Origin of the sequence: Salinibius halmophilus, from assembly GCF_003577475.1 — a bacterium.
In the GTDB taxonomy this organism is placed as follows: Bacteria; Pseudomonadota; Gammaproteobacteria; order Pseudomonadales; family Natronospirillaceae; genus Salinibius; species Salinibius halmophilus.
Map to the genome: position 1 here is coordinate 152,217 of NZ_QPEP01000009.1, position 11,929 is coordinate 164,145.

7 protein-coding genes and 1 tRNA gene are annotated in these 11,929 nt (G+C 48.3%); 1 reads left to right on the forward strand and 7 read right to left on the reverse strand.

Translation table 11 applies throughout. The annotated features are described in order from the left end of the window. Positions 1 to 18: 18 nt before the first annotated feature. Positions 19 to 3,288 carry a S8 family serine peptidase gene (locus DUW71_RS11810; RefSeq protein WP_158584035.1) on the reverse strand — a complete coding sequence of 1,090 codons (3,270 nt, stop codon included), beginning with the start codon at positions 3,286 to 3,288 and terminating at the stop codon, positions 19 to 21. 228 nt (positions 3,289 to 3,516) lie between these two features. Then, positions 3,517 to 4,161 carry a DsbA family oxidoreductase gene (locus DUW71_RS11820; protein ID WP_119395460.1) on the reverse strand — a complete coding sequence of 215 codons (645 nt, stop codon included), beginning with the start codon at positions 4,159 to 4,161 and terminating at the stop codon, positions 3,517 to 3,519. 280 nt (positions 4,162 to 4,441) lie between these two features. Between DUW71_RS11820 and DUW71_RS11825 the strand changes: the two genes are divergently transcribed. Beyond that, positions 4,442 to 6,685, forward strand: coding sequence for a methyl-accepting chemotaxis protein (locus DUW71_RS11825; protein ID WP_119395461.1), 2,244 nt, complete (start codon positions 4,442 to 4,444; stop codon positions 6,683 to 6,685). 520 nt (positions 6,686 to 7,205) lie between these two features. On the opposite strand, the gene DUW71_RS11835 is transcribed toward DUW71_RS11825, so the two are convergent. The 5 genes from DUW71_RS11835 to rpsU all read right to left on the reverse strand — a co-directional run bounded on the left by DUW71_RS11835 (position 7,206) and on the right by rpsU (position 11,891). Beyond that, positions 7,206 to 7,282: transfer RNA gene (locus DUW71_RS11835), tRNA-Ile, on the reverse strand. Positions 7,283 to 7,361: 79 nt separating this feature from the next. Next, positions 7,362 to 9,206: an RNA polymerase sigma factor RpoD gene (gene rpoD, locus DUW71_RS11840; protein ID WP_119395463.1), complete on the reverse strand. Its 1,845-nt coding sequence runs from the start codon at positions 9,204 to 9,206 to the stop codon at positions 7,362 to 7,364. A 129-nt stretch (positions 9,207 to 9,335) separates the two neighbouring features. Further along, positions 9,336 to 11,162, reverse strand: coding sequence for a DNA primase (gene dnaG, locus DUW71_RS11845; protein ID WP_119395464.1), 1,827 nt, complete (start codon positions 11,160 to 11,162; stop codon positions 9,336 to 9,338). A 17-nt stretch (positions 11,163 to 11,179) separates the two neighbouring features. Next, the gene (locus tag DUW71_RS11850) at positions 11,180 to 11,623 is read right to left on the reverse strand and encodes a GatB/YqeY domain-containing protein (RefSeq protein ID WP_119395465.1); all 444 of its coding nucleotides are present in this window, start codon (positions 11,621 to 11,623) and stop codon (positions 11,180 to 11,182) included. Between the two features lie 52 nt (positions 11,624 to 11,675). Beyond that, on the reverse strand, positions 11,676 to 11,891 hold the full coding sequence (rpsU, locus tag DUW71_RS11855) for a 30S ribosomal protein S21 (RefSeq protein WP_119395466.1): 216 nt from the start codon (positions 11,889 to 11,891) through the stop codon (positions 11,676 to 11,678). Positions 11,892 to 11,929: the final 38 nt, after the last annotated feature.

Consider the following 11,929-nt stretch of genomic DNA (forward strand, 5'->3'; position numbering starts at 1 on the left):
CTTGGCCGGCGCTTTTAGTTATCGCCAACTACGTTGTGTAGGCGACTCAAGATATAGCGACATGTCATAGGTTGCACGTTCCCGCAAGTCAAACAGCTTAGGTAAGCCATCATTGCTTGGTTGCGCACAGAGTTCGGCAAACTCACACAACACACCATTGCCATTTAAGTCAGTGCTAGCCGCGATATAGTAGTGACCAACTGGTAAGCCATCTAGCTGGGCAACTAAAGCTCCGTCGCCGTCGTATTGGGCACCAGCATAACCAGCAAACTTGCCGTTGTGGTCGTGGACTACCAGCCATAACTGGCCGTGTTGGCTAGCTTGGTTGCTTAGCTCAACTTGACGCAGCTGAACTGGCACCACAATTTGTTGGCCATTTTGCAAGTGAACAACTAACTCCGACTGCCATACTCCCTCAAGGATCGCGCTGCGATCGACACTGACCTGGAATTTGTCGTTGCTAAGTTTGCTTATTTGCAAGCGGGCGTCTTCTGTTGTGACGCTGCTTACTTGGCTAGTCGCGTTGATGCGCTTAACCTCTAACGTTAGCTGGTCCTTATCTAGGCCAAAATACAAGCGGTTAGGCACTGTGTAGGTAAGCGCACCGCCAACTCGGTTCAACGCTGCTGAAACTGCTTTTTCGGCATTGATGGTGCCGTAGCCAAGTTCCGGCGTCCAAAGGTTGCTAGCGGTGAGCTCGCCGTTTTGCAGCAACGCCTTAAACGTAGCAAGGTCAATGCTCGGGTCGATTGCCTTCATCATTGCCATTACTCCTGCAACGTGTGGTGCAGCCATCGAGGTACCGCTCATGTAAGACCATTTATCATAGCCAGGTGCCACCTTAAATGAGGTATATACCGTGCTGTAGATATCTGTGCCTGGAGCGGCTACATCAACGTTGTCACCATAGTTGGATGATTGAGCTTTTACACCCTCAATGGTTTGGTTTGCCACGCCAATATTGGCGCTATACGAGCTTGGGTAGTGTTTTTCTACACCATTGTCGTTGTTGTCGTTACCGGCTGAGGTTGCAATAAGAATGCCTTTGTCTGCCGCGGCTTGCATGGCTTCACCAACATATGGCAGTTCAATCCCAACAACGCCAAAGCTTACGTTAATCACATCGGCTGGTCGGCTTGGTAGTACGCCGGTATCGTTTTTAATACCAGCAGCATAAAGTACACCTGTACCCATATCCCAGGCTGATGCTGAGCCAGAGCGTGCGACCTGTACTGGCATGATCTTAGCGTTTGGAGCAATACCAACAATGCCGGTTTGGTTCGCGGCGGCTGCAATGGTTCCGGCAATGTGAGTGCCATGAGCATTGAGAAGGCCATCCAGGTCTTTGTCGTATAAATAGTTTGGTCCCCAGCCTTTTTTGCGGTTGGTGCTGTAGCCATCAACAAAACTATCAAGGATGTCACTATTTGGTGAGAATGCGGAGTCGAGTACGGCTACCACCACACCGTCGCCGCGTGTGTACTGCCATGCTTGCGGTACCTTGATATACGGTAAGCCCCAAAGCTTGCTTGCAAACTCATCGTTAGCCCAAGGTGATGGCACATCGGCTGGTACCGACTCAGCCTTGACCTGGTCTTGGCGAGTAAGCAAGTAGTTTGGATGAGCGTATGCCACATCATCACGCTGTGCTTGCTTGGCAATAAACTCTAGCGTTTGCCATTTTTCAAACGCAGCAGGGTTACGGCTAGCAAGCTGGTCTAAAAATACCGAACTGTTTTCTGCCTGTGTCGGCTCAAAACTGATGAGGTCGGCAGGAACAAACTGACCTGATTCTCGCTGCAATTGCACGATGGCCTCGTTAGCAATAAAGTCTGCTTGCGGTGTCACCAGATTTGGGTTGGCGGGCAAAATGTTCATCGAATAGGTGCTTGGCGAATCCGCTGCCTGTACAACAACATAGTGTTTGCCTAGGTTTGTTGTGGTCACGGCAAGCTCTGTCGAATTTTCATCAAAGTCGACTAGGTTCAATTCGCTGTCAAATAATCGAAGCGCAAGCTCTGATTGGGTTTGCAGTGCAATGTGCTGGCCAGCAAAGAAGTCAGCGGTGAAGACATCTGTACCCTGGGTGCTGTCGATATACCCCAACAGCTCACCGATTGGTTCAATATATTGTGCCTGCTCAAAATCGTGGTTAGGCTTGCTTAGGTCACCTGGGTTTTTACTGCTGCTATCCTGCTGTAGGCCAAATGGCAACTCTAAGCGAGCAGTGAAATTGGTTGTATTTGTCACTCGACAAAGGGCTTCCCAGTAGCCTAGTGAGCGGCCTGGGGCAAACTGCGGTTTGCCTTTTGACTGCCATAGCTGGTTTTGGTGAATGACCTGGAGGCCCTTATAAGCCGCTTTATGATCTTGGTTATATTGTTGCCAAGTCTGTACCCCAGCTAAACTGATATCTTGACGGAAGCACTCATCGGCCACGCCCGGTAACGTGCTGGCATCCAATAATACTCGGCTTGCATTACCTTGCGCTGGCAGCTCGGCTGCTTGCAAGCGAGTGTTTGGATCGCGTGTGATTTCTGGCGCAAGGCCATTGTCGACGCCAGTTGGAATCGGCGTAATACTGATTACTGTCGTTGGTATTGGCAATAGTGACGGCACGAGTGTGATACTCGGTACGGTTGTGGTCACCACGCCATCGTCGCCACACTGACCAAGATCGCGCCAAGCATGATCACCTGCCCAGCCAATCGGCGCATAGGCACCGCCTTGTGTGCACCAGGTGCCAACTGTGCATTGATAACGGTTGCCATTTAGGTCAACCACATCACCAGTTTTGTAAGTTGCCCCTGGCGTGTAAGTATTGCCACTGCATTGCTCAACAGGCACTTGCGTGACTACCGGAACGCTAGAAGGTACTAGCGTTGTGCCTGGTGCCGCAGTCGGTGTTGCCGTAGCAGTAGGCGTTGCTGTAGCAGTAGGTGTTGCTGTAGCAGTCGGTGTTGCCGTAGCAGTCGGTGTTGCCGTAGCAGTAGGCGTTGCCGTAGCCGTTGGTGTTGCTGTAGCAGTCGGCGTTGCCGTAGCAGTCGGTGTTGCCGTAGCAGTCGGCGTTGCCGTAGCAGTAGGTGTTGCTGTAGCCGTTGGTGTTGCTGTAGCAGTAGGCGTTGCTGTAGCAGTTGGCGTTACCGTAGCAATCACTGAGGGAGTTGGCGAGGCAACTTGATCTGGTTGGCCGGTTGGCTGAATGATGATGGTGCCATCATCACTAACTTGGCAGCCTGTCAAAGCGATGCCTACCGATAGCAGAATCGGTGTGTAGTGCTTATTCATTAAAGTTGTTCCTTTCCGTTAATTGATAATTATTGTTTTTGTTATGAATGCGAGGATAGAGCAACGGTTTAGGATTAATGCGAAGAGCTAGGCACTAATAGGAGACATACTTGAATGCACAAGTTATAGGCGTATAGATTTTATTACAGGGACGGGTAGGCGCCTTAAGTGGTATTGCCTACCCCTATTTGTTGTGTGGCTAGAGGCACCCTAGAACAATTGTCACGCTTAGCTTAGCGCTTTTTGAATTGCTTGCTTAAACACGTCTTTTGGCTGCGCACCTGCCACGGCAAGTTTGCGGTTGATTACCACAAAAGGCACGCCAGTGACCTGCATTTGATAAGCGAGATCAATATCTTGTTTTACGTGTGGCAAAAACTGTCGCTCGGTGAGCGCCTGTTTGGTAGCTTCGGGCAGCAGGCCTTGCGCCTGTGCAATATCAATAAGTGTCGTGGTATCGTTCAAGTCTTGGCCATCAATAAAATAAGCTCTAAACAGCGCCAGCATCATTTGGTGGCCTAAGTTCTGTGTTTCGGCAAATTTTAATAGCTCATGTGCTTTTGCTGTATTGGCTACCACAGCGTGCTCGAAATTGAACTCGATGCCAACCGCCTTGCCTTGGTCTTTCAATGTGTTGTGTGCATCGATTGCCCATTGGCGAGTTTCATTTTTGTGCTTGGCAAGATAATCATACAAATCAACCGCAGGATCGGGTTTAAGCTCTGGGTTTAGCTGAAAGCTGTGCCAGTTAATACTCACTTGCGACACGTCTGGCAGCTCTTTTAATGCTGCATCAATATACTGCCATCCCAAAAAACAAAACGGACAAACGATATCAGCCCATATATCTATCGTGAGTGGTTCGGTGTTCATAAAGTGCTCCCAGTTTTGAAGGGGCAAGCATGCCACAATGTATGACTGGCGCAACACTTATGCAAAAAGATGAGCAAAAAAAAGACGGACCGCAGCCCGCCCAATTTTCTCCTGAAATGCTTATTAAACATAGTTTAAATCGTAAGTACTTGCCAACTAGCAAGGCATTAGAATTATTGAACGATGCCCTATGTCAAAGTTGATAGTACCTGAACAGGCGGAGATTTAGTTCCCTGTCTATCCTCTATGGAAGACGGGATGACAGGTAAGGAGCCATGGTATGTTTCGTTGGTCTATTAAACGACAGGTTGGTCTGTTAGTTGCTTTGGGCGTTTTTTTATTAACGCTTTGTATGTTAATCATGGCAGTTATGGGCAGTCGCTACATGACCAAAGAAGAGGAGACGGCCAACCTAACTAACCAGCTTAATGCGATCCAGGCAACCATTGATAACTCCGCTGAAGCTGAGTTATTTGCTGCATCGATCGTCGCCGCGAATTCTCAGGTTCAGCAAGCTATGGCCAATCAAGATTGGCAGTCGCTGGGCCGCCAGTTTGATCCACTGTGGCCTGATTTGAAAGCAAAAGGCATTGCACAATTTCAGTTCCACTTACCGCCTGCCACCTCTCTCTATCGGGTTCATAAGCCAGAAAAAAGAGGCGATGACCTGTCGGCGTTTCGTCGTACCGTTGTTGAAACGAATCAGCAGCAGCGCAGTGTATCTGGGTTAGAGGCTGGCGTGGCAGGAATTGGCATACGCGGTGTTGTGCCTGTGAAATATGAAGGTCAGCATATCGGTTCAGTTGAGTTTGGCCGCCAATTGGAGGCCAGCTTGTTTGTCGATTTGTTAGCAGATAAAACGCAGCTAGGCATTTGGCAGATCCAAACAAACGGACTGCAAGAAATCTTCTCCGGCGGCCTAGCGCAGCCAGGTATTAGCCAAGATGTTCAACAAGGCAATGTTCGCATTGACTTTGGTAAGGGTGATCGCTTTATTCAGTTGCAGGCGCCATTGCGTGACTACATGGGAGATGTCATTGGTGTGATCGTCATTCAGCGTGACCTCAGCGCTATAAATGCTCTGTTACAGTCACAACTATGGATGATGGCTGGCTTTAGTTTGCTCGGTGTCGCTGGGCTGGTTTTTGTGGTAGCCATCTGGCTGAGAGTTGTCTTGAAGCCACTGAAAAAAGTAGTGGAAAACCTAGAGTTCCTTGCAACTGGGAAAGGCAACCTGAATCAGCATCTTCCTGAACAAGGAGCCGATGAAGTGAGGCGCTTGGCAAAAGCGTTTAACGCTTTTGTTGATAACTTGCGCAGTGTGATTCACCAGCTGGTGGCGCGCTTAGCAGAACTGGACGAAAAGAGTGTTCACTTGAGCCAGTCATCGTCTGAGACCTTACAGGATATGCGTGACCAACAGGATCAAATTCATCAAATAGCCAGTGCCATGGCTGAAATGTCGGCTACTGTGCGTGAAGTGGCAAGTAATACGGTCGGGGCTGCTGAAGCAGCCAAACATTCAGCCGACCAAAGCAATCATGGGCAAGCAGTAGTAGCCAATGCAGTGAGTGAAATTAAGCAACTATCGCAAGGTGTTTTTGATGCAAGTGAACAAGTTCAAAGCGTTTCAAATTCTACCGAAGACATCCGAAATGTGCTCTCTATTATTGAATCGATAGCTGAGCAGACGAACCTATTAGCGCTTAATGCAGCCATTGAAGCAGCAAGAGCCGGCGAGAGTGGTCGTGGGTTTGCGGTAGTTGCCGATGAGGTTCGGTCACTGGCCAGTCGTACGCAGGAGTCAACCCAGCAAATTGCAGAAACCATTAGTCGTTTGCAGTCATCTGTGGGCAATACAGTTAGTTCAATGCTGGATAGTAAGCAAAAAGCGGAGCATAGTAGCGAGCTTATTGTAGAGCTGAATCAAGCGCTAACGGCGATTAACCAATCCGTGTTAACAATCACCAGTATGAACGAGCAAATTGCCACAGCGGCCGAAGAGCAGGCTCAAGTTGCCGATGAAATGACAGAGAATATTACCTCAGTACAATCACTGTCTGAACATAGCTACCAATCTGCAGAGAATAATTCCGATGTGGCCGATGTTATTTCTAACTTATCTGACGAATTGTCTCAGCTTGCAGGTCAGTTCCACGATGATGATCAAGCAATTTATGAGCTCCAACTGGCGAGAAGTGCACATTTAAATTGGTTAGAAAAAGCAGAGCGTCATCTCAGTGGTCTGAAACTGATCGACCCAAATGAGCTAGTTGATGAGCACACATGCCGCTTTGGTAAGTGGTACGACAGTCACAAACACTCTACTTACGGCGAATCGGAAGCCTTTAAAGCAATGCAAGAACCGCATAGAAAGCTACATCAAAGCATTGCCAAATTGGTTAATGAAACGGTGAGTGACGCCGACCAAGATCAGCTAATGCAATCCATCAAAAACAGCTCACGCGCAATAGTTCAGCATTTGGACCAGCTAATGAAGGACCTAAGCGGTAACGGTAGTTAAAAGAGGTTTTTGAGGTAGGTCCGTAAATCATTTGCGCAGCAAATGTTTGCGGACATGAACGTTCGTACAGAGCAGCATAGGAAGTAGGTCCGTAAATCATTTGCGCAGCAAATGTTTGCGGACATGAACGTCCGTACAGAGCAACACGCAGTAGCAAGGTTGTGATGCGGATAAAGAAGCGATACTTGTCTGCAAAAATGGCTTCGCCATTATTTACAGACCTACTGGATAGCGGTTCATCACGAAGTGGAGTGGTGGGCCCAGCAGGGTGGAGAACCGATGCCGAAGGCAAAAAATTCACAAGGTGGATTTTTAGGTTTGAAACGACAAGTCTGAAAGACTTGGCTGGATTAGTCCAATGAGGTTCAACACGGAACGAAGTGGAGTGGTGGGCCCAGCAGGGTGGAGAACCGATGCCGAAGGCAAAAAATTCACAAGGTGGATTTTTAGGTTTGAAACGACAAGTCTGCAAGACTTGGCTGGATTAGTCCAATGAGGTTCAACACGGAGCGAAGTGGAGTGGTGGGCCCAGCAGGACTTGAACCTGCGACCGATCGATTATGAGTCGAGCGCTCTAACCAACTGAGCTATAGGCCCTCAGAAGAAGCGTTATTATAACGCCTTTTTTACAAAATAAAACAGGGCCTAAGGCCCTGTTTTTATTAGTTTTTTTACTTTATTCGTCAATAAAGCTGCGTAAGTGTTCGCTACGCGTTGGGTGACGTAGTTTGCGAAGGGCTTTGGCTTCAATCTGACGGATACGCTCACGCGTTACGTCGAACTGTTTGCCAACTTCTTCCAATGTATGGTCAGTATTCATGTCGATACCAAAGCGCATGCGCAGCACCTTGGCTTCGCGAGCGGTTAGGCTAGCTAATACTGATTGTGTTGACTCACGCAAGCCTTCCACCGTGGCTTCATCTACTGGGCTGTCCATGGTGGAGTCTTCAATAAAGTCACCTAGGCTTGAATCGTCATCATCACCTACTGGTGTTTCCATTGAGATAGGCTCTTTGGCAATACGTAGTACTTTGCGGATTTTATCTTCCGGCATTTCCATACGCTCAGCCAGCTCTTCTGGCAATGGCTCGCGACCCATTTCCTGGAGCATTTGACGCGAGATACGATTCAACTTGTTAATCGTCTCTATCATGTGCACAGGAATACGAATGGTGCGTGCTTGGTCGGCAATCGAGCGAGTAATTGCCTGGCGAATCCACCAAGTTGCATACGTCGAGAATTTATAACCACGACGGTACTCGAACTTGTCTACTGCTTTCATCAAGCCGATGTTGCCTTCCTGAATCAAGTCTAGGAATTGCAAACCACGGTTGGTGTACTTTTTCGCAATCGAGATAACCAGGCGTAGGTTGGCCTCCACCATCTCTTTTTTCGCACGACGAGTCCGAGCTTCGCCGATTGAAATCTTGCGGTGAATCTCTTTGATTTCTGGCAACGTTAGTTGCACACGTGCTTTAAGTTGACGTAAACGCTTCTGAGCGCGCTTCAGTTCAACTTCATACAGGCGCATTTTTTCGCCGTATGGGCCGTTTAGTGCATCATCTAGCCATTCTTCGTTGTCTTCGTTGCCAATGAAGCCACCTAAGAACTCACGACGAGGCATGCGCGCTTTACGCGTACAAATATCTAAAATAGCACGCTCTTGTGCACGAACTTCACCCACTGCATTTTCAATGGCACCAAGCATTTCATCATTGAGTTTTGGTGCAAGTTTTAGCGGCGCGATGGCAGCAGCCATTTCTTCCAAGGCGGCTTGTGCTTGGGCACTGCTGCGGCCGTGGGTTTCAATAGCGGCTTGGGCGGCATTATATGCGCTGCGTAATGCTTCAAAACGTTCCGCTGCTACTTCAGGATCAATTGAGCCATCTGGCGCATCGTCTTCAGATTCATCATCATCGTCGTCTGAGATATCTGAGTCATCTGAGTCATCGCTTTCCTCAACAACAGGTGCTGGCGCAGCAGCAGGCAGCGTATCGTCATCTGGGTCGAGGAAGGTGACCAATACATCAGACAAACGGCCTTCTTCTTCCAAAGATTGGTCGTAAGCTGCCAGTACTTTTTCGGTATTACCCGGGAATAAAGATAGTGCTGCAGTGACCTCGCGAATACCTTCTTCGATTCGCTTAGCGATCACAATTTCGCCTTCGCGTGTTAGAAGCTCCACGGTACCCATTTCACGCATGTACATGCGGACGGGGTCGGTAGTGCGACCAGTGTCATTTTCGACCGATACCAGTGCGGCCGCAGCCTCTTCGGTATCGTCTTCATCGGCACTGCTACCTTCTTCCGCCATAATTAACTCGTCAGCATCTGGCGCCGTTTCATAAACGGTGATGCCAATGTCGTTAATCATCGCGATGATATCTTCAATCTGGTCTGGATTCGAAATATCTTCTGGTAGGTGGTCATTAACCTCAGCATAGGTTAAGTACCCTTGTTCCCTACCTCGAGCGATAAGTTCCTTCAAACGAGACTGTTGCTGCTTTGATGTATCAGCCATATAGCGTTGCAACCTGAAAAAAGCGTGAGGGTTAAAAATCGAGCCGCGTATTATACTGCAAATGTGTATAAATCATCCAGTCTAACGGCGTTTTCGTGACCTATATTTCGTTTTTTACTTCATAATTGGTTAATTTTTAGCCTTTGCAAAAGCCTTTCTGTGCTTGTGTACGATTTCTAGCTCATCTTTGTTTAACTTTTGACCAGCTAAGAATTTGCGCCTTAAGCCATCGGCAATTTCGTCTGGCAGTTTCTCTGCCAGCATGTCCAAGTTTTCTTGGTACCAAAGCTCAGGCGATTTATCTGAGCTATTAAGCATTTCAAAATAGACGGATATTTGTAATTGCGCCACTAAGTCAGCTAGGCCGGCTTGCTTTAGTGCGTCAATGCCTAATAGATAGGGTTGATCTGCCACAGGTTCAAGGGCTTGTTTTACTTTCATCACTTTTACTGCTGATTCATCATGAAAGTTGCTAAACCATGTGGGTAGGTTTTTCTTGGTTAGTACTGGGTAGCGTACCAACACAGTCATGAGTCGAGTCATCGCTGAGGGGACAGAGGTAGCTGGTGCTTCGGGTCTATGTTCTGGGCGCGGCGCATACTGAGGTGCGGGCTGATACTCTGGCTCCGACGGTGCGTGTGGTACTGGCTCGGGCGCTGGCATGGCGGCTAGGGTTTCATCATCTAAGCCGGTAATCTTGATTAGCTTTTGTTTTAATAAAGACTTCACCAAGGGCGCTTTCACTTGCTGAATGTGGCCAAGCAAAGCTTGAGCAAAGGCCGCACGGCCTTCAATGTTTTGCAGGTCGTGGTGGGCTGATACTTGCTCAAACAGGGTATCGCTTAACCCTTTGGCGCCTTTTAGTTCGGCTTGAAAACCTTCAACGCCCACTTTTCGCACCAGTGAATCTGGGTCTTCGCCTGCTGGTAAGAACAAAAACTTAATTTGATCGCCATCTTCGATAATAGGCAAGGCCGCTTCGAGTCCACGCCAGGCCGCTTTTTTACCGGCTTCATCGCCATCAAAGCAGAATATAATCTCTTTTACGTAGCGCTTCATCGTTTGAATATGCGAAGCACTCGTAGCGGTGCCAAGGGTGGCGACAGCGTTTTCTATGCCAAATTGTGCCAGCGCAATCACGTCCATATAGCCCTCGACTACGATAAGCTGCTCTAGGTTGCTAACGTGGCGGCGTGCTTCGTATAGTCCGTAAAGTTCTTGGCCTTTGTTAAATACCGGCGTTTCTGGGCTGTTTAAATATTTAGCTGTTTTTTCGCTGGTTAAAATACGCCCGCCATAAGCAATAGGGCGCCCGCGACGGTCGCGAATAGGAAACATAATGCGGTCGCGGAAAAAATCGTACCAGCGGTCTTTTTCTTCGTTGTAGTTTAACAACCCAAGGCTGCGAAGCTGCTGTTTTCGGTGCTCGTCCGTAGCGAGCTCATCCATCAGGTTATTCCAGCCCGGTGGTGCGTAGCCAATTTGGTAGCGTTTAGCGATGGCTTGCGATACACCACGGTTTTTTAGGTAGTGAATGGCTTTGCCGCGCTCGGGGCTAGTTTTCAGCTGCTGTTGAAAATACTGAGTGGCTTCTTCTAGGAGTGCGTAGAGCGAACGTTTTTCTTCGTCGCGTTGACGAGTTTTCTCATCAACTTCTTCGCGTGGCACCGTTAAGCCGGCCAGTGACGCCAAGTGTTCTATGGCCTGCACAAAGTCTAAGCCATCTTGCTCCATAACAAATTTGAGCGCATCACCTGCTGCACCACAGCCAAAACAGTAGTAAAACTGCTTGCTCTGATTAACAGTGAAAGAGGGGGTGTTTTCATTGTGGAACGGGCATAAGCCCGAGTGGTTTTTACCACTTTTGCGCAATTTAACCCGCGACCCAACCACATCAACAATGTCGACGCGGTCGAGCAGGGTTTGGACAAATGATTGCGGTATTCTGCCTGACATCTAGCAGGCGCCTTAGCTTAGCTAAGTTTCGCTTTGATCTTTCCGCTGACGGCTGCCATGTCAGCGCGACCTACGATCTGCGGTTTTAGAATGCCCATTACCTTGCCCATATCGGCCATGGTAGCAGCACCTACTTCGTTCACCGCTGAATCAATAAGTTCGTCGATCTCTACTTCGGATAATGCCTTCGGCAAAAATTCTGCTATCACCTCCAATTCGGCTTTTTCAATGGCAGCTAGGTCTTCACGATCAGCAGCTTCGTATTGACTAATGGAGTCTTTACGCTGCTTGCTCATGCGATTAAATATGGTTAGAACGTCGTTATCAGTCAGCTCAATACGATCATCAACTTCTTTCTGCTTAATTTCAGCAGAAATCATGCGCAATACTTTCAAGCGATCCATTTGTTTCGCTTTCATTGCTGCTTTGATTTGATCCATTACTTGCTGCTTGATGCTCATCGTCCCAACTCTCTTTGTGAAAAATTAACTAATTAGGGAATCCTAATAGTTATTAGTACATGCGGTTCATGCGCTTGTTTTCACGAGACAGTTTCTTCGCGTGACGCTTTACAGCAGCTGCTGCTTTACGCTTACGCTCAGTTGTCGGTTTTTCGTAAGCTTCGCGACGACGAACTTCAGAAAGAATACCCGCTTTCTCGCAAGAGCGCTTGAAGCGACGTAGTGCAACATCAAATGGTTCGTTTTCGCGTACGCGTACGTTAGGCATGAGAACTCCTCAAAATATATAAAAGTGAAAACCAACGG

Excerpts from the sequence above, each read along its gene's own strand:
- DUW71_RS11810 (WP_158584035.1), bottom strand. The coding sequence starts at position 3,288 with ATGAATAAGCACTACACACCGATTCTGCTATCGGTAGGCATCGCTTTG.
- DUW71_RS11820 (WP_119395460.1), bottom strand. The coding sequence starts at position 4,161 with ATGAACACCGAACCACTCACGATAGATATATGGGCTGATATCGTTTGT.
- DUW71_RS11825 (WP_119395461.1), top strand. The coding sequence starts at position 4,442 with ATGTTTCGTTGGTCTATTAAACGACAGGTTGGTCTGTTAGTTGCTTTG.
- rpoD (WP_119395463.1), bottom strand. The coding sequence starts at position 9,206 with ATGGCTGATACATCAAAGCAGCAACAGTCTCGTTTGAAGGAACTTATC.
- dnaG (WP_119395464.1), bottom strand. The coding sequence starts at position 11,162 with ATGTCAGGCAGAATACCGCAATCATTTGTCCAAACCCTGCTCGACCGC.
- DUW71_RS11850 (WP_119395465.1), bottom strand. The coding sequence starts at position 11,623 with ATGAGCATCAAGCAGCAAGTAATGGATCAAATCAAAGCAGCAATGAAA.
- rpsU (WP_119395466.1), bottom strand. The coding sequence starts at position 11,891 with ATGCCTAACGTACGCGTACGCGAAAACGAACCATTTGATGTTGCACTA.